Genomic DNA, 18,659 nt, shown 5'->3' on the forward strand with positions numbered 1-18,659 from the left:
AAAACTTCGACATTTTCCGACACATCCAGGAATGCTGCTCCCCTGTGTGGCATGCCCCGGACATTCTATGATGCACCGCAAGCCTAATTCGAATTGGACGGTTTGAGCAGGATCTCATTGCGGTTTACAAGTCCCAGCTTCTCCTTCGCTACCTTCTCGATATACTGCTTGGTCTGCACGTATACCCGGTATTCCTCAAGCTGTTTGGCACGTTCTTCTTCCTTCGCAACCTGCGCCTCCAGATTTTCCTCGCGAATTGAATAGCTCCTATCCTTTTCCTTGAGATCGATGCCCTTGATGTGCACGGCAGCCGCCAGACTCAGCACTACCATCGTAACGCCCACAAGCGCCATCCGGTTGTTTAAATTATCCTTTTTCTTTTTCCGCACATTTCCACCCGGTCTGCCTTCTGACATCTGTCTACGCATTCTCATCTCACTTCCTTTCCATGTTTTCTGCCTGTCCCCTTGTTGTACGTTTCTTTCCGGTCTTCTGGCTTTTTTTGCCTCTTCTTTTCATTTTAATCCATCCGCTGCATTTTTTCAATACCGCAAACAAAAGACGGCTGCCCGTCCGGTCATAAAACACCATGCCGCCGAGCACGCCCGCCACCGCATAGCCGCGCAAGACTCCGTCATTCTGCCCGAACAAAAGCCGGAACGTCGCAAAGCTGGCAAAAAGCCAATACGCCGCATCCTCCATGCCTGTCCAAAATGAGCCGTGCCGTACCAGCCACCGGAAGATCCTAAGCCCGTCATACATCATCATCAGCGCGATCCCGTACACACACTGCCGCCAAGCAGCCATATTTCCCCTCTCACCGTCCCGTTCATCCGCCACCGCCTAACGGAACAGCCGTCCAAAGAACGACTCCTGCGATTTCCGGTGGGACTCGTTGCAGGAATACGAAAAGCTTTCAAACTCGCCCTCTATATCCACTTCGCCCTTTTCCAACGTCAGACGGCTCACATGCAGCGCCTTCCCACGCACCGTCAGAAGCCCCATGTTTGTATCGAGAATCATCTGGTTCTCATCAAATGACACCACATCCTGGATCCCCGTCATACTCCCCTTTTCCCGGTTCAGAAGCTCCAGCTTGTGAGGTCTGGCATCCAATTTTTCTTCCATGCAAAAAACCTCCCAATTTATCTAACTTATAGCCTATAGCTGCCTATTGTTAAATATATTGGGAGGTTTTCAGGTTTATGAATGATTATCTGGCCGGTTCCCAGACACCGTCTGCATTTACATAATAGCCGTCCGGTGTCCACTCAGCCATATAAAGGGAGCCGTATGGACGCCCTGCGCCCTCCATGTAAACCCAGGTTTTTAATGTTTCATCATACGCCCAGGTCGGCTGCGGTGCATACGGATTTAAGTATACATATCCTAAATCCGGAACCAGCTGCCACTCCGTCAGCATCTCTCCTGTTGCCGGATCCAGATAATACCATCTGCCGTCCTGCGGATCCAGATACCAGCCCGTCCGCATGCCTGTGTTTTCATCCACATAGTACCATTCGCCCGCGCTGTAATCATAGACCCAGCCCGTCCGGATATATCCGTCGGCTCCAAACGCCCACCATGCGCCCCGGAGCTGTTTCCACACAACCTGTTCAACCTGCCTGCCGGTCGCCGGATCCAGAACCAGGCTTCCGGACAGATATGTACCATTTGACAGGCGGTAACGCCATCCGGTGCTCTCTTTTACCCATGTGCTGGTACTTCTGTCGCGGCCGGAAGTGGTCGTTCCCTGCGGATTGCCTGGGGTCGATGGATTCGGGTTCGACGGGTTGGGTTTCGTCGGATTGGACGGGTCAGACGATGCTTTCTTTGTCTGGACCGTTACCGCCTCGCTGGCTGCGGATGCCGTCGTATTGACACCTTCTTTGAGTCTCACATAGAAATTGTAAGTCGTTTCCGGTGTCAGCCCGGTAAATACCGGTGAATCCTGCCATTCTCCCTGATCCACGCAGTATTCCAGTTCATATCCTGCCGGAATCGCGGTTCCATCCACAAATGCTGACGGTGCTTCCAAGGTCACGCTGGTGTCTGTCCACGCTGCTGCCTGCGCTGCTTTCGGGGTCTTTGTTGCTATTTTCTTGATCGTCAGTTGCACCGTAATCGGATCACTCCTATAATATACGTTGCTGTCCGGGATCTTAATCTTACAGGAATACGTTCCCGCATTGATCGGCGGTGTCATGCTGGAATAAACGGTTCCGTTCACACCTTCATAGCGCACCTCATACTGACCCTGAAACTGTTCCGAAAGATCATGTCCACCTATCGTTGCCCGAATTTCATCCCCCACAGACTTCGGCGTACCATCGTAATCAACCTCTTTATTCGTACCATTCAGTGTAACTTTATCTTTGTCCCCAAAATACACATTTGTCTCAATATTCTGTGCCGGCATCTGAAAGGAAGCCGTCCATTTGCCGTCGGATTCGGTAAATTTCGGCGGGTAAATAACTATAAGCAAACCACCGCTGTATGTAAAGCATGCATTCTTGTTCTGCAGCTCCTTCATCCGCTTGACACCTTCATCTGTCAGGGTCGCCGTTACCAGCTCCCCGGCTTTTGCTGTAATCTTGTCCAGCGTATAATAAGAACTGCTTTCCAGCTTCTTTGTGATCGAAAATTCCGCAGTTAGATCATCCTGGACCTCGATATCCACAGCTACCATGCCCGGTCCATCTAAGTATACATAGAGAGTCGGGAGACCGGTTGTATTATCTTTTTCGATGTAATAATCGCCGTTCATTTTAAGTTCTGCTCTACTATTTACCTTTTTCGGTGTAACTGAACCTTTCTTATACAGCGACATTGATTTTATATTAAATTCTTTAAACAGCTTGCCACTGATAATATTTGTCACTTTCAGAGAGCCAATATGTTCCCCTCCGCTCCACTCTCTGGTTTCAAAGGCTGCCGTTGTTCCCCATGTACCCCACTCCTGTCCTACGAACCAGGTATACTGGTATGCGTTCATATTTTCCGCATAGGAAACCTGTACAGAGGCATCTGAACACGGCATCGTAAAGCAATACACCGTCGGATTCTCCAGATTGCAAATTGTCGCATCCACCTTTGAACCATTTGCATCGGTAATTGTTACTTTGCTTACGATATCATCCCGATCCAGACCCGTAAATGCAAGGTAAACTTTTTCTCCGGCTTTCTGTGAAAATGTAAATGTACTAGTTTCACTACCTGTCGTAGAAATTGGATTTGTTCCCTTTTTTGCATCATCCATGGATGCATACGCTTTCACGACTGCATTCGGGGAGTTTATCGTATTCTCCCGTTCTACTGTAACGGTGTGTTCCGCCGTATCAACTGTCAGATTGCATACTGCCTCCTTGGAAGGATCCGCCACGCTGGTGGCTGTGATCGTATAGGTTCCCGCTTTTGCCACATCCGCAGCAGTTACCCGTCCGTCCTCTACCTTGACTGCCGGATCACTGCTTTTCCATTCCACATCTCTGGACGCTCCGTTTGCCACATCGACGGTCGCAGTGAGCTGGACGCTTCCTCTCGGGTAAATCGTCTCATTGGTCTTATCCAGCGTAATTCCGGTAACCGAAGGTGTCAGATCCAGCGTCAGATCCGGACGTAAAGTCTGGTTTTTCAGAATCGGGAAAGCATACTCGCCGGTTGAATCCATCGTCCAGGTAGAATCAAAATTCCAGCCCAGCTTTTTATAAAATTCCGGATCTTTCAGGTCTTCCGCCGTTGCGTCCGCTCCATATAGCTTGTCTGCCCCCATCGTATCTGGATCCGGGGTCAAAATCGTTCCATCTGATTTTCTCGCAACTGTGCCGGCAAAGCCGTAGTTATCCCGGCAGCTTCCCGTTGTTCCGCCAATCCGGTTGAGCGATCGCATCTCCGGGAAAATGCTGACACAAGAGGAAATCGAACCGTTGGCGGAAATGCCTGCCACGGATGCGCCAATGGGATTTTTTGTCAGGGCTTCGCCTGCCGCGTAGCTGTGGGAGATCTTTACTTTACTGTCATTTCCGCATCCTACCAGTCCGCCAATAGAATTTCCCGCTTCAACGTCCATATCCACAACTGCATAGCTGTTGTCAATTGTTGTACTTCCACCGGTCCAACCGACCAAACCACCTGCAAAGCCACTGCTGGCGGTTCCCTTGATTTCAGCATCTGCATAGCAGGACTTAATATTTACCGAATAATTATACTTCCCCCTTACATTTCCAATCAAACCACCTGCCGATTCAATCTTATTCGTTCCATCTGCAGTTTCGATTGTTCCACTGACGTAACAATTTTCTACCGTCAGAGAACCATATACATCACCAACCAGGATGCCGACTCTCGCCCCATCGCGGGAAGCTTTAACCACCGCATTTTCTATGGTCAGATTCTTAATTTCACAATTCGAAGAAATTGCTCGAAACAATCCCACATAAACTTCGCCGACCGCATTCAAGCCTCGAATCATATGTCCGCATCCATCAAATTCAGCTCCGGCATTAGGAATCGAAGTAAACTCGTGACCGCCCATATCAATATCGCACATCAGTTTCGCTTTCCAGTTTGAAATCTTCGTATCTCTAAAATACGCAAGCTCTGCCCCTGTACTAATTTGATAATAACCATGTTCGTCTTTGGTCGGTTCCACAGCCGTTATTCCATCCCACTGATCCTGCACCCATACCGCCTTAAATGCTACATTTCTATTTGGCATTGTATAATCTGCACCGCTGGCATATGTAGTACTTCCGTCACTCCAGCCTTTAAAATTCATGCCATATACCTTAAAGGTATTCTCCGGAAGCGTAATCACAGTTCCGGCTGCGGCATTTCCCAGGGTCGGCGCATCTCCCTGTGAATCCTGGCGTCCGGATGCAAAGGTAATTGCATACTTCGCCGCGATTGGAAGATTTATTTCGATTGTTTCTGTTGACGCGCCCTCAGAGGTATCGCTCAAAACAATCATTCCCGTGATACTTCCGTTTTGTCCCGGTTCTTTGCCATCCGTTGCTGGTGTTAGATGGAACCCTTCTTCAGCGGACCAGTCCGCATGAATTTTTTGATTTGTGATAACGTTCTGTACAACCTGCAAAATTTCTTCCGCTGTTGTCCCATTTGTCACCGTCATCGCCTGCAGCGCTGCCTGTGCCGCTGTTTTGACATTCTCTAAGGTCTGCTCGGAAAATACATAGGTTCTATCGTCGCCTCCTCGCTGTCACCATAGGTTGAACCATCTCCCGTTGCCCGGACTCCAAACGTATAGATTCCGCTCTCTGCAATCTGGGCGGTAAAATCGTAACCGGTTTCACCCGCCCCAAGTGTAACCGGAACCCCCAGTGCTGAACCATCCTTATAGAGCTGTACTTTATAGCCCGATGCATACGCAACCGAACTCCAGACGGCCTTTCCTTTTACTGTCTCATCCCATTTGACATCCGCAGGCGCCGCAAGCTGAACAAGATTCACCTTTTTTTTCAGCACAATTGAACCAATCGAACTTCCCTTGTAATGGACATATAAGGTTATTTTATTCGTATTGCCAAGATTCAGCGATTTAGCAAATTGAATCTTTATACCGCTTTCATTTTCTGTATTGTCCACTCCAAGAATTGTAACTCCGTCATACTCCGTTCCATCTTCCTCGGATGAAAGTTTAAAATCCCCCGCCTGTAAATCTTCATTTCCGGTATACGTAAGCGCAATTTTTCCATCTGCCGTGACAGTGTCCGCATCGGTTGTCTGGAAAGTTCCTGTCACAGTTTGTCCCGAAAGCATGGAAACCGGGTTTGTTTCCATGGTGAAATTAAGAGCTTCTAAATCGGCATCCGAAATCGTAACTGTTGTCCTAACCGTAATATATCCGGTCTTTTTGATCGTTACGTCATAGTCTCCATTGGCAAGATCTATGCTAAAGGTTCCATCTGAACCTGTTGTCGCCTTTTTCTCGCTGCTGCCCTTCTTAAAAGTAATCTCTGCGCCTGCGATTCCGGTTTCTCCAGACTTTACTGAGCCTGTTTTTGTCTCGGTTGCCTCAAGATACTCTGGTATGTCTGCGCCGGAGAATATAATTACTTCTTTATTATCTCTTTGCATCTTTAGCGTCGGAAGCTGATTAGCGGCAAATTCCCAGTTTTCCGCATCACTTCCCCAGCCAATCGTATTTTTCCAGAAATTGGTTGTTAAAAGGTCTGGTTTGAAAACACTCTCGCCACGATGCAACTCTGGCCATTTTCTATCTTTATCATTCTCTTTATCAAGAAGGGTTTCACCACATTTAACCCTCATACCCTGATAGGCGAAATTTCGTCCACCAACTACATGAACTTGATAATCACCGAAATAGCCAAAAATTCTATCTACATAGTATTGCGAACTGTTTGTGGAAATCTCTTCTTGCAATGCTGCGCTCTTATTAATTGTAACTGTTTTTCCTTGTCCACCAACTAATCCACCTGCACCGCGACCTGAATTTGTCGAAACACTTCCCATTGCAATACAGTTCATAATATTCAACTGCGTGCCATTTTTCACTTTAACCGAACCAACCAAGCCTCCAGCTAAAGACTCCCTATTATTATTATCTTTGTTTTCAATCTCTGCATTAACAATACAATTTTGAATTTCCAGCGTCCCCGACTGAACCTGTCCAATTAATCCACCTGCGGCACAATTTCCTGTAGTAGCAAGACTGCCACTGATATAACAATTTTCAATCTGCGAATCAGCACCTACAGTTCTCGCAATCGCTCCTACATGCTTTCCATCTCCCGTAATGGTCACATTGGACAAAATCAAATTTTTAACAGTTCCCGCCAAAACATTAAACAACGGCTGCGAAATTCCACTCAGCTCATATCCATTACCATCTAAACCAGCCGTTAGTGTTCTTGACTCCCACGACTCACCGCTTAGATCGATATCAGCCCCCAATCTAATATATTTACTTACACCAGAGGATTGATTTCCATTATATTGATTCTTTTGGTTTTCACCCATAACAGTAAACCACTGTTTTACATTACAAATCACATAGGGATACTCTTTCGTACCTTTTCCCGTGATTCCTTCATCTGCATACAACGCAATCCCCGCGTCTCCCACCTGCACATGGATCTCCGGCAAAGCAGTGTCTTCCGGTATCTCTTCGCTTTCCGGAATCACCGGAATATAGGTATAGATCGCCCCATTGTATTCTTCATTGGCTTTATCGTAGCCTCCCAGGTCTTTTCTTCGGTTTCTTCTGGTTCGCCGTCCTCATTGAAGCGGTCAAAATAGTCCTCCGGTGCCAGTCCGCCCTGAAATTCAGAATAGTCGCTGTTTTCCGCATCCAGTTTCCACGTGATACCCGACAAAGTCTGCTCGGTGGTTTCTTCTCCCATCGTCTCACGCACGGTAAGAGTCTCCGGGAACTGGATGTCGGATTCTTTGCTTCCAAGCGGGAGAATCTGATCGGTGATCGATTCTTCCAACGGTGCAAATTCCAGCGTCGTTTTCGCCTGCTCTTCTTCCAGGACCGTGATCTGGATCACTGGAAGTTCGTCCTCATCTACCTCATAATTGCTGCTTTTCAGCTCTGCACGGAACAGGTAGATACCCGGATTTTCTCCATCATAACGGGATGCCTGGCTCTCTTCTGCATCCAGAACCCAGCGCACCTTTACTTTTCGCCAGAAACCTTCCTTTTCGTCAATCTCTTCCTCGGTCTTCTCATCCGTCTTGACATCTTCCCTCGGTTCATCCGTTTTTCCGTTCGAAGAACTGCCCTCTTCATTCAAATCTGCATTTCCACCTGAAGAACCAGAATCTGTCTTACCGGAATCGTCTTTCTCATCGGATTCACCGTTCCCCGGATTTGCATTTTCATCCTGAGAGTCCCCATTTTCCGCCGATTTCCATCTTTCCCAGAATCTCCCTGTTCACCTGAACCGGATTCCGCTTTCTCTAAGCCCTCTCCACCTTCGCTTTTGTCTTTGCTATTCTCTCCGGCATCTTTTCCTTCGGTATCTTCTTTTTCTCCCTTCTCTTCGCTGTCCAACTTTTCCAGCACGGCATCATCATTTGTGCGGTTGGCAAACGCAGCTACATTCTCATCGCTCCCTGCGTCAGGCACATCTTCATTTTGCCCCCCCGCTGACAAAAACGTCTATGCTGTCCGGCATCTCCAGATCCTGATACCGGGTTCCATAGGGAACTTTCTGATACAGAACCTGTTCCGATAAACTCTCGATCTCCCTGATCTGATAAAAATTCGTGTTCGCATAAACTCTAGGCACAGAGCCATATGAACTGCACGTTATCACTACCACCATTCCTGCTGCCAGGATTCTTCTTTTTCTCCTTCTCATACGCTTTTTCCTCTCATTCTCGAAATGTTGATTATCCGTCATAAAGTGTGTATACACAAATGAGTCGTCACTATATTTATATTATAATAATCAACTCTTACAAATTCAAGACAGAATCTGTTCTTTTAAGCGCATAAAGAAAAACGAGACGACCGAAGTCGTCTCGTAAAAGTCTAACTTTGAGGGGGCACCTCAATTCTCTTGACTTCTTTTTTTATTTCCGTTCTTTATATGATTATTTCTCCAGGTTCTCCGGGGTTCTGCACCATGTTAGGAGCATTTCTTTTAAAAATTCCAGTTCCTGCGTGTGGTCTGCCTTGTGATCGTCCGCCCACACAATTCCCTGTGCATAGCGCTCAGCCACCGCCAGCATCGCAATCGCAACGCTTGTAAATAACTGCTGCTCCGGGATATCGGTCCGGATGCTTTTATCGCTCCTCGCCTGCTCATAGAACTTATGATACAGCGCTCCTGCCGGCTTCAAAACATCCAGATGTTCAGCCAGCGCTTCCTCCTTGATTTTCTCCCGGGAGATAAAGTTTTTATAGTTATTACTGAACCGGAGTATTTCCGGGCGTTCCCGGTAAATCCGGATGATCTGGTCCGTATAAAACTCAATGTACTGATACGCCGTGAATGATTCAAATATCTCCGATCCCTTTTCTTCCAGAATCTCCTTCCAGAGATCGCCCCAGATTTTTCCGCTGATCGCTATCACAAGCTTGACCTCGTCTGATAATAGTTATATAGGGTCGCAACGCCCACTTCCGCAGCGTCCGCCACTCTTTGTAAGCTGACATTCTCGATCCCATATTGCGAAAACAGCCTGAATCCAGCTTCCATCAGCTGTTCTTTCCGGCGCATCGCCTCTTTTTCATCCCGCTCTATATTTCTTGGCATTTCGTCCTCCGCGCCTTTTACTGACGTCTCTTGGATTTTTACAGGTATTCAAACATTTCTTTGGCATCTTCCTTGCGGATAGTCTCCTGTACGCTTGTAACGCGGACCTTCACCGATTTATTGCCGAAAGCAATTTCAATCACATCCCCAACCTTGACCTCCGCGCTGGCTCTTGCCACTTTATCATTCAGCATCACTCGTCCGCTGTCACACGCTTCATTGGCTACGGTTCTTCTCTTGATGATGCGGGACACTTTCAAATACTTATCTAGCCTCATATTTTTCCTTTCCATAGCCCCTTGCAGGGCACTTTCATCCTGGCGGAATCCCTTCGCTCCTATAATACTAAAGCCCTCCATGATATTTTATCACGAAGGGCTGTCTGTCACACATATATGTCTGAGATAATTATGCGTTTACCATATCCTTTAATGCTTTACCAGCTTTGAACTTCGGAGTCTTGGAAGCTGCGATCGGCATGGTCTCGCCGGTCTTCGGGTTTCTTCCCTCTCTAGCTGCTCTCTCAGCTACCTCAAAAGTACCAAAGCCAACCAGCTGAATCTTTCCGCCCTTAACCAGTTCCTCGGATACTGCATCTGTGAAAGCCTTGATTGCCTTCTCTGCGTCTTTCTTGGAAAGCTCTGCTTTCTCAGCTACAACTGCGATTAATTCTGTCTTGTTCATCGTATATTCCTCCTAGCTTATATCTTTGCACATGAATCCTCTTAGTTTTCTTCGTACATGCCCGCAAATCTTACTTTACATTTATATACATTTCTCCTTGCTTTGTCAAGGTTTTTTGCACTTTTCCTCACATTCCGAACCGACAATCGTTACGACTCGCAAATAGGAATTTTCTAAACTGAAAATTCCGTACGATGCCGTTTAGGCAGCAGATTATTCCGATTTTAAATGCGAAGCATCGCCAAAATCATAGTGTGAAGCACACGCAAGCACTTCACACTGTGATTTTTTGGTGAAAACCGGTGTAGTATCTGTGAAATTCCTTGTGCTTTTATCTCTTTTCCGCTCATGTTTTCTATCGTTTTTGCATGCTTTTCTCCGTCTTTCAGAATATCGTTTTTACAGGCTTTCGTCAACCTTTTCATTACAGTTACACTGTCTTCTTTACTTGCCTGAATCCCATTCTTATGGTAAGATCAAATAATGTATATCCGGCCTATTACGGCAAACATATAGAAAGGCTGAAAATTATTATGAAAAAGCAAAAACTATCTTCCCTTCTGCCTATCGCTGTATTTCTGATCTTTTATCTGGGGCTAGGAATCTGGTCAGAATATATCATGAAGATCCCGATGGGCTTTTACAACATTCCGATTGTTGTCGCATTTATGCTTGCGATCCTGACGGCCTGTTTCCAGAACCGTTCTCTTTCCTTTGACCGGAAACTGGAGCTGATGGGGCAAGGCATCGGAGATAAGAACATCATCACCATGCTTCTCATCTTCCTGACAGCCGGAACCTTTGTCGGTGTCGTAGGACGAAGCAGCGCTGAAAGCGTTGCTTATCTGATGCTGTCTCTTATCCCGGCCCGTTTTTCCGTTGCTGTTCTCTTTGTGGTAGCGTGCTTTGTCTCTACTTCCATGGGAACCTCCGTTGGAACCATCACCCTGATTGTTCCGATTGCCACTGCCGTATCTGAGACCTCTGGTTTCTCTCTGGCCCTTTGCGTCGCATCTGTCATCGGCGGTGCCATGTTTGGAGATAATCTCTCTTTCATCTCCGATACAACCATCGCAGCCTGCAACGGTCAGGGATGTGCTATGAAGGATAAATTCCGTGAGAACTTCGGCATCGCACTTCCGGCTGCCATCGCTTCCCTGGCACTTATCCTGGTCGTTTCCTTCCATCAGGATCCGGGAGCTGCCATCATAAAACCATACAACCTGATTCAGCTGATCCCCTATCTTCTGGTATTAGCAGGCGGCATTGCCGGTATTCAGGTATTTGTCGTTCTGTTAGTCGGAATCGTATCCGGTGCCATCATTATGCTGGGCTCCGGCCAGACTACTCCCTGGGAAATGCTTACCAACATGGGGTCCGGCACTTCCGGCATGTTTGAGACCAGTATGGTTGCCATCTTAGTTGCAGCTATGTGCGCACTGATCCGTGAAAACGGTGGCTTCGATGTTCTTCTTAACGTTATTCATCGCATCTTCCGTGGAAAACGCGGCGGTCAGTTTGGTGTCGGCCTTTTAGTTACCCTGCTGGATATCGCAACTGCCAATAACACAGTAGCTATCGTTATGGCCAACCCTATTGCAAAGGAAATTTCTGAAGATTATGGCATCAGTGCCAGAAAGACAGCCTCCCTTCTGGATACCTTTTCCTGTATCTCCCAGGGAATCCTGCCTTACGGTGCTCAGATGCTGGTAGCATTATCGGCGGTTCATGAGCTGGGCTATGAACTGTCTGCCTTTGAGGTCATGCCGCTTCTGTTCTATCCAAGCATGCTGTTTATCAGTTCTTTAATCTGTATCTTTCTGCTTCCAGAGCGCGGAAACCGTGTCAAAGCAAAAAAATAACAGCGAAACCCTTTCCACTGCACACATAAACGCATTGAGGCATAAAGAAGAGCTGTCCGACTTTCTCGTCATCAGACAGCTCTTTTATGAAATATCTCGAAGTTTCACTATATAACCTCTCTTTCTTAATTTTAACAAAAAAGGGGGCGTGTTCACAATTTATTTACTCATGCGTTTGTCATGCGCCTTGCTGTGCTTTTTCTGTGAAAAATCATGGAGTATCTGTGAACTCTCCTGCGCTTTCGTCTGTTTTTCGATATATCTGTTATATCAAATACCAATTTTTATCAAATACAGGACTATCAAAAACAGGATCGATGGACAACCGCCCAGGAGTTTTATCTCTCTTTACGTTTTCCATCGATCCCGTCTTCTTTTTTCTCTTACCGCCTGCTTCCAGGCATATTTATCTCATTTATCTTTTTTATCCTTCCATCTGACGTCCCAGAAATCCGGCTGCCGTCGCTGCCAGCTTCATCTCCGCCCCTCCAAGCGCCTGCTTTGCCTCCCGGCTGAGGAGAATCACCGCCCCGATCGCATCGCCCTCGCTCAAAATCGGCACAATCACCTCGGCGCTGCTCTCCTCCACCTCATCCGAAGTAATCGGGATAAATGCTTTTTCTCCCCGCGCCGCACAGATATTCTGACGTTCGGAGACTGCCAGCTCCAGCGCCCGGCTGATCGTCTTCTGGTAATATTCCTTCTTTGGTCCCCCGGATACCGCGATGATCTGATCCCGGTCCGCGATGCAGACCATCAGCCCAGTGGACTGCGCCATCGCCTCCGCGTACTGCACGGCAAATGCCGCCAGCTCTACCATCGGTGAATATTTTTTCAATATAATCTCGCCCTCGCGGTCCGTGAATATCTCAAGCGGCGTCCCTTCCCGAGGCGCAGCGTCCGGCGTATCTCTTTCGGGATGACAACGCGACCCAGATCATCGATTCTTCTCACAATTCCTGTAGCTTTCATGATTTTTCCTCCTGCATACCACGTTTGCCATATCGTGTGTCTTATGGGTAGTATGTGGAAATGCAGGCGGATTATACATCTGAAATGGTTCGTCCCAATTTTAGAACTGAAAATTTTTGCGTTTTTTATTCCTGCCGTTTCTTCGGATTCGGATTGATCGCCACACCGCGGTTGATGTCGCCCTGTAAATTCTTGCCGAACTGGTAATCATTACCCGGAAGAATCACATTGAGCAGAACGCCCGCAATCGCTGCGATCGCAAGACCTGTCAGGGTAACCGAGGTTCCTGCCGCCTCAAAGGTCAGACCGTCGGAGAATCCCAGCCCGCAGACCAGAATTACCGCAGCGATTACCAGGTTCCGGGATTTGGTTAAATCCACCTGGTTTTCGACCACGTTGCGGACACCGATCGCAGAGATCATACCGTATAGCATGAAACTAACGCCGCCGATGATGGCAGACGGCATCGAACCGATGACCTCTGCCATCTTCGGAATAAAGCTCAGAATCACAGCAAAGACAGCTGCAATCCGGATGACACGCGGGTCATGGACACGGCTTAATTCCAGAACGCCCGTATTTTCGCCGTAAGTCGTATTGGCAGGACCGCCAACGAGTGCCGACAGAGATGTTGCGATACCATCGCCGACCAGCGTCCGGTGCAGTCCCGGATCCGCAAGGAAATTTTCTCCGACCGTCGCGGAGATCGCCGACATATCGCCGATATGTTCCATCATCGTCGCAAGCGCGATCGGCGCCATTACCATGACCGCCGTCGGGTCAAATTTGCACAGCTGGAACGGAGGAAGTCCGACCCAGGAAGCCGTCGCTACCTCTGAGAAATTTAGGATCGCACTTCCGTCCGGGTTTGTCATTCCCATCATCTGGAAGACTGCTGCCGCTGCATAGGAGATCACAACGCCCATCAGAATCGGAATGATCTTGAACATTCCCTTGCCCCAGATATTAAAAACGATGATGGTTCCCAGCGCGATCAACGCAATCAGCCAGTTTGTCGATGCGTTGGCGATCGCGGACGGCGCCAGTGAAAGTCCGATACAGATAATGATCGGACCTGTCACAACCGGCGGCAGATAGTGCATGACGCGCTCCACGCCTGCCAGCTTGATGATCAGCGCCAGAATCAGGTACAGCGCACCCGCTACCACGATACCGCCGCAGGCATATGGCAATTTCTCGCCCATCGTCATATCTGCAAAAATACCGCTGTCCAAGTTTGCCACCGTCGCAAATCCACCGAGGAATGCGAACGAGGAACCGAGGAACGCCGGGACTTTTAACTTAGAGCAGGCATGGAAAAACAGTGTTCCCAGACCCGCACACATCAGCGTTACCTGAATCGAAAGTCCCTCTCCCTCAAAATAGGTATTGACCAGAATCGGCACCAGGATCGTCGCGCCGAACATCGCAAACATATGCTGCAAACCTAAAAGCAGCATCTTCGGCAGACCCAGTGTTCTGGCGTCTTTAATGACCATGTCGTTTTCATTCATTTTAGATAGATACCTCCAACAATTCCCTTCATTTTATAATGTACATCATTTTCATTTTCCAGAATATCCTTTTTGACTTCATTCGTCAACCTTTCTGCCGCGCTTGCTTCGATTTTCTGTAAACAAAACAAAGAATGTGCCTTTTTGTGTAATGGGGAATTCCAAGGAATTTCCTATTGCACAAAAAAAGAGCTGTCCGACTTTCTCGTCATCAGACAGCTCTTTTATGAAATATCCCGAAGTTTCACTATATAACCTCTCTTTCTTTTATATTTTGTTTTAAATGTGCTATGGACCTCTTCCTTTCATATGAATCTCCTCCTTTGATTACATGTATCTATGTAAACTCTTTTAGAGATTGTATGATGATGGATTCCATCGATACCGATTTTTATCTTTTTATTTAATTGGATAAATCGGTTTTTAAAACCATGATCATGTTTTTAGTAACTAACTATCCCATTGGACCGTCCTCCTTGTTCCTTATTTCGTCCTAGAAACTATGGTAACCGTTTGTTGGGGTTATCTCTGTTTCTTTTGATGGTTTTATTTTACTAGATAATTTCCATTTTGTCAAGTATTATTTCTAATTATTTTTCATATTTTTCTTTATTTATCTGATTATATTTTTGTAATTGTTGTGTATTTCTGTTTTATTTGTTCTGTTTCTAACTATTATTGCGCTTTACGATCGCAATTTCTTGTATTTCTTGTTTTATAGAACGCAATTTCCTGTAAAATGAAGAAAGTCCCATGAACAAATCATGTGTCTTGACACATCCGGGCTTCTCGCGCGACCGCTTGCGGCATGTTTCTTCTTCGCATGAGTACGCATCCCGCAAAGCGTTTTGTCATAGGACGAAGCTTCCTATGACAAAAAAGAACCACCCCAAAAGAATATGCCGATACCGAACTACCTCTTCTGGAAATGGTTCTATTTTCTTCTATCTTCCCTAGTGGAACTGGAACACGATTCCGGCCACAGCCGCCACCACGATATAGAGGATCGGGTGCTTTTTCCATTTAACTAAGCCGTACCAGATCGCAAGCGACAGTACGATCGCTTTCCAGTTGATGATGGAAAACAGCTCGGAAAACGCCAGGCTGCCATCCTCGCCGACATGGAGGAACGCTATCTTTGCCACGCCGATACCTGCTGCCGCAATCAGGGCGGTAGATGCCGCGCGCAGACCATAGAGGGCATTCTGTACGATCGAAGAGGATTTAAACTTATCGAGAATCTTCGAGATAATCACAATGATGATGACCGACGGAAGCACCAGTGAGAGTGGCGCTGCCAGTCCGCCGAGAATCCCCTTAATATGGAAGCCGACGTAGGTCGCCATATTGACTCCCATCGGTCCCGGTGTGGACTCGGAGACAGCGATCATGTTGGAAATATCATTAAAGGTATACCATCCCGTCTCCTTGGAAATATTGTAAAGGAACGGGAGGGTCGCCAGTCCGCCTCCAATCGCAAACAGTCCGCAGCAGAAGAAGCGGAAGCATAATTCAAGTATCAGCATCATTTCTTCTCCCCCTTTCCGCCCTTCAGTACAATCCCGATCGCACCCGCCACGACAACAAGAAGCACCGGGGAAACCGATGTAAACAGTGACAGTACAAACACAACCGCCGCAATCGCGATCGCTCCTTTATCAACCAGCGATTTCTTCGCCAGCTTGACAACCGCACTGCCGATCAGCACACAAACGCAGGCGCGGATGCCTGCAAAGGCGCTGCTCACAAAGCTAAGTTCAATAAAGTTAGAAATAAATGCCGCAATAATCATAATGATGACAAGCGACGGCGCAATGACTCCCAGTGTCGCCGCAATCGCCCCTGGAATTCCCCGATTCTTATAACCGACAAACGTCGCCGTGTTGACCGCGATGATACCCGGTGTACACTGACCAATCGCGTAGTAATCCATCAATTCTTCATCCGTCGCCCAATGGCGTCCATTGACTACCTCTTTCTGCAGCATCGGCAGCATCGCATATCCGCCGCCGAAGGTAAACCCTCCGATTCTGGCAAACGTCAGAAACATATCCAGCAGTTCTTTCATTTCTGCCCACTCCCTTCCGTATTATCCCTACACTTTTATTTCTCTGGAATTTCCAGTATATACCTGCTTATGTATCATACCAGAATTCAAGGAGTCTGAAAAATACCATTCGGATATAGAATATATATCGGAAAGATATAGTTCGCCTGTTATTCTATCGGATTTTGTTATATAATATATCTGCCGTATACACAGTTTTACAACGAATCCGAACAGGAAGGAGCATTTATGGAACTTCGCCAGTTATCCTACTTCACCACCATCGTCAACGAGGGAAATATTTCCCAGGCAGCCAAAAAACTGAATATCTCACAACCTCCGCTCAGCCACCAGATGAAGCTTCTGGAGGCAGAACTGGGTGTGACGCTGTTTGAGCGCGGTTCCCGCCGCATCCGACTGACACCTGCTGGAAAGACGTTCTACGACCGGGCGCTTGCGATCCTCGATCTGAGCCAGGCTGCCCGCACGGAGCTGACTGCACAGAAACAGGAGATTCAGGGCGTTGTGCGCCTTGGCATCATCTCCTCCGCCGTCGAATTTGTGACCCGGCATTATCTTGCCCCATTCCGGCAATCCTATCCCAAAGCCCTGTTTGAACTCCATGAGTCCAATTCCTACCACCTGCTCGATCTGCTTCACTCCAACCAGATCGACCTCGCCGTGATCCGGACGCCATTTGCCAAAGCCGGGCTGGAGATGCAGACACTGCCGCCGGAGGCATTTCTGGCGATCGGGCGCGAAATGATCTGGAGCCATTACCAGGAATGCCCGAATGCCCTTCTGACCGATATTCCTGCTTCCGAACCACAAAAAAGCCATACGCCCACATCTCTTCCCCTCTCCGCCCTCACCCGCGCGCCGCTCATTCTTTACCGCCGCTGGCAGCCGCTGATTCTGGGATATTTTGAGGAACAGGCGCTGGAACCGAACATCGTCTGCATTGCCGACGATGCCAGAACCGCCCTTTTATGGGCGTCCGAAGGGCTGGGCATCGCGCTCGCGCCTGAATCTGCCCTCTGTTTAAATTCCGATCCCGCCCTGATCCGCCGGATCATCACCCAGCCCCAGATCCACTCAAGTATCTGTCTGGTCAAACGGAAGGAACGGAGTTTATCGCTGGTGGGGAATGCGTTTTTCCAAAGTTTCCATGCCACCGCTATTTCATAAATATGAATTTTATCCTATAAATTCAATTGACTTTACACTTTTTTCATTGTCGTGTTTGTACGAAATCAGATATTTATCATACGCTGAATATTTTTTTATATATCACCGCATTCTGTTTAATTTTTCCGGTAAATTACTTTCAATATCATTTTTTTAATATAAATTACACAAAAATTTTTAATATATAACACAAATGGCAGATTTTTCAGTTGGCATATCGAAAAACCGCACGTATAATTGGCATCAATTCAGGAAAAGCAGAATAAACATAACAGAAAATAATTGCAAGGGCGCATCTCTTTTACGATGAATGCGTCCTTGTTTTTATTTATATGGCAACTGATCACGTGCCGACTTACCGCGGGCACAGCTGAAAAAGAGGAGGAAATGTAAAGCCCGTCACTCTCTCCGGCGGACAGATGCAGCCAAAAGCGCTCCTCTTTGACGAACCAACCTCCGCACTCGATCCAGAGCTGGTCGGAGAGGTTTTAAACGTCATGAAGGAGCTGGCAAAATCGGGAATGACGATGGTCATTGTCACCCATGAGATGGGCTTTGCCCGTGATGTTTCTGACCGGGTGCTCTTTATGGCAGACGGCTATGTGGTTGAGGAAGGAAAGCCAGAGCAGATCTTTACCGCCCCGCAGCATAAACGGACCAAGGCATTCTTATCAAGACTGCTGGCATCTGCGTAGACCCACTATCAAAAACATAAGTGTCGACAGCCGCTTCGCGATCAATAAGATTGCGGAGCGGCTGTTTTCTGCCATAGGAAACCTCGTTCTATGTGCCATGGCACATTCCTTCTTATAAATTCAGATCTCCCAGACTGGAAAGATAATGTTTGCATATATCCAGGAATTCCCTGTTTTTTTCAGTGAAAAAGCTGTTCTTCATCCATACATAGTTAATGAAGGTTTTGTTTTTAAAATCGTTAATAAAAATCTGGCTCATAACACCGCGATCCAGTTTTTTCTGTACGACAAACTTGTATACAAATGAGAGACCAACATTTTCAATGACAAGATTGTGAATGGTATTGATGGTTCCGACTTCTACAAAAGAGGCGAAATTATGTATGTCCTGATTGTAACCGTGAAGAATAGAACGCAGATTGAGATAGGATTTTGAACCTTCTTCTCTG

General features: G+C 47.2%; 17 protein-coding genes and 3 pseudogenes. 3 read left to right on the forward strand and 17 right to left on the reverse strand.

Going from position 1 to position 18,659, the window contains the following annotated elements:
* Nucleotides 1-83: 83 nt before the first annotated feature.
* The 12 genes from DWZ16_RS13270 to DWZ16_RS13325 all read right to left on the reverse strand — a co-directional run bounded on the left by DWZ16_RS13270 (nt 84) and on the right by DWZ16_RS13325 (nt 9,932).
* Complete coding sequence (locus DWZ16_RS13270) at nt 84-434, reverse strand: septum formation initiator (RefSeq protein ID WP_353886963.1); 351 nt, start codon at nt 432-434, stop codon at nt 84-86.
* 1 nt (nt 435) lies between these two features.
* Nucleotides 436-807, reverse strand: a complete 372-nt coding sequence (yabQ, locus tag DWZ16_RS13275) for a spore cortex biosynthesis protein YabQ (protein ID WP_118523032.1) — start codon at nt 805-807, stop codon at nt 436-438.
* 36 nt (nt 808-843) lie between these two features.
* Complete coding sequence (gene yabP, locus DWZ16_RS13280) at nt 844-1,128, reverse strand: sporulation protein YabP (protein WP_118523016.1); 285 nt, start codon at nt 1,126-1,128, stop codon at nt 844-846.
* A gap of 85 nt (nt 1,129-1,213) precedes the next feature.
* Nucleotides 1,214-5,125, reverse strand: coding sequence for an Ig-like domain-containing protein (locus DWZ16_RS13285; protein WP_182427370.1), 3,912 nt, complete (start codon nt 5,123-5,125; stop codon nt 1,214-1,216).
* Between the two features lie 44 nt (nt 5,126-5,169).
* Nucleotides 5,170-7,125 (reverse strand): carboxypeptidase regulatory-like domain-containing protein, encoded by a 1,956-nt coding sequence (locus DWZ16_RS13290; RefSeq protein ID WP_147353428.1) that lies wholly within the window; start codon nt 7,123-7,125, stop codon nt 5,170-5,172.
* A gap of 35 nt (nt 7,126-7,160) precedes the next feature.
* Entirely contained in the window at nt 7,161-7,778 is a 618-nt protein-coding gene (locus DWZ16_RS13295; RefSeq protein WP_118523019.1) for a hypothetical protein, read from the reverse strand.
* Nucleotides 7,775-8,113 (reverse strand): hypothetical protein, encoded by a 339-nt coding sequence (locus DWZ16_RS13300; RefSeq protein WP_118523020.1) that lies wholly within the window; start codon nt 8,111-8,113, stop codon nt 7,775-7,777. The genes DWZ16_RS13295 and DWZ16_RS13300 overlap by 4 nt, the downstream gene beginning before the upstream one ends.
* A gap of 4 nt (nt 8,114-8,117) precedes the next feature.
* Nucleotides 8,118-8,348 carry a hypothetical protein gene (locus DWZ16_RS13305; RefSeq protein WP_118523021.1) on the reverse strand — a complete coding sequence of 77 codons (231 nt, stop codon included), beginning with the start codon at nt 8,346-8,348 and terminating at the stop codon, nt 8,118-8,120.
* A gap of 235 nt (nt 8,349-8,583) precedes the next feature.
* A complete protein-coding gene (locus DWZ16_RS13310; protein ID WP_118523022.1) occupies nt 8,584-9,066 on the reverse strand; it encodes a hypothetical protein in 483 nt (160 codons plus the stop codon).
* Nucleotides 9,063-9,248 carry a TetR/AcrR family transcriptional regulator gene (locus DWZ16_RS13315; protein WP_118523023.1) on the reverse strand — a complete coding sequence of 62 codons (186 nt, stop codon included), beginning with the start codon at nt 9,246-9,248 and terminating at the stop codon, nt 9,063-9,065. Before DWZ16_RS13315 ends, DWZ16_RS13310 begins: the two co-directional genes overlap by 4 nt.
* 38 nt (nt 9,249-9,286) lie before the next feature.
* Entirely contained in the window at nt 9,287-9,526 is a 240-nt protein-coding gene (locus DWZ16_RS13320) for an RNA-binding S4 domain-containing protein (protein WP_022360641.1), read from the reverse strand.
* A gap of 130 nt (nt 9,527-9,656) precedes the next feature.
* A complete protein-coding gene (locus DWZ16_RS13325; RefSeq protein WP_022360642.1) occupies nt 9,657-9,932 on the reverse strand; it encodes an HU family DNA-binding protein in 276 nt (91 codons plus the stop codon).
* A 533-nt stretch (nt 9,933-10,465) separates the two neighbouring features.
* On the opposite strand from DWZ16_RS13325, the gene DWZ16_RS13335 reads away from it, so the two are divergent.
* Entirely contained in the window at nt 10,466-11,794 is a 1,329-nt protein-coding gene (locus tag DWZ16_RS13335; protein WP_243022036.1) for a Na+/H+ antiporter NhaC family protein, read from the forward strand.
* Between the two features lie 424 nt (nt 11,795-12,218).
* Here the strand turns inward: DWZ16_RS13335 and spoVT are convergent.
* From spoVT to DWZ16_RS13355, 4 genes and pseudogenes are all read right to left on the reverse strand, one after another.
* A pseudogene (spoVT, locus tag DWZ16_RS13340) lies at nt 12,219-12,766 on the reverse strand (stage V sporulation protein T).
* A 125-nt stretch (nt 12,767-12,891) separates the two neighbouring features.
* On the reverse strand, nt 12,892-14,280 hold the full coding sequence (locus DWZ16_RS13345; protein WP_118523026.1) for a uracil-xanthine permease family protein: 1,389 nt from the start codon (nt 14,278-14,280) through the stop codon (nt 12,892-12,894).
* 953 nt (nt 14,281-15,233) lie between these two features.
* Complete coding sequence (locus DWZ16_RS13350) at nt 15,234-15,809, reverse strand: chromate transporter (protein WP_242995794.1); 576 nt, start codon at nt 15,807-15,809, stop codon at nt 15,234-15,236.
* The gene (locus DWZ16_RS13355; protein ID WP_118523027.1) at nt 15,806-16,348 is read right to left on the reverse strand and encodes a chromate transporter; all 543 of its coding nucleotides are present in this window, start codon (nt 16,346-16,348) and stop codon (nt 15,806-15,808) included. Before DWZ16_RS13355 ends, DWZ16_RS13350 begins: the two co-directional genes overlap by 4 nt.
* Before the next feature lie 228 nt (nt 16,349-16,576).
* On the opposite strand from DWZ16_RS13355, the gene DWZ16_RS13360 reads away from it, so the two are divergent.
* The gene (locus DWZ16_RS13360) at nt 16,577-17,515 is read left to right on the forward strand and encodes a LysR family transcriptional regulator (protein WP_118523028.1); all 939 of its coding nucleotides are present in this window, start codon (nt 16,577-16,579) and stop codon (nt 17,513-17,515) included.
* Nucleotides 17,516-17,934: 419 nt separating this feature from the next.
* Nucleotides 17,935-18,210: pseudogene (locus DWZ16_RS13365) on the forward strand (amino acid ABC transporter ATP-binding protein); the annotation flags it as partial.
* A gap of 112 nt (nt 18,211-18,322) precedes the next feature.
* On the opposite strand, the pseudogene DWZ16_RS15685 reads toward DWZ16_RS13365, so the two are convergent.
* Nucleotides 18,323-18,659, reverse strand: a pseudogene (locus DWZ16_RS15685) (LysR family transcriptional regulator); the annotation flags it as partial.

The sequence above is a fragment of the Clostridium sp. AF29-8BH genome, assembly GCF_003478145.1.
Lineage (GTDB): Bacteria > Bacillota > Clostridia > Lachnospirales > Lachnospiraceae > Otoolea > Otoolea fessa.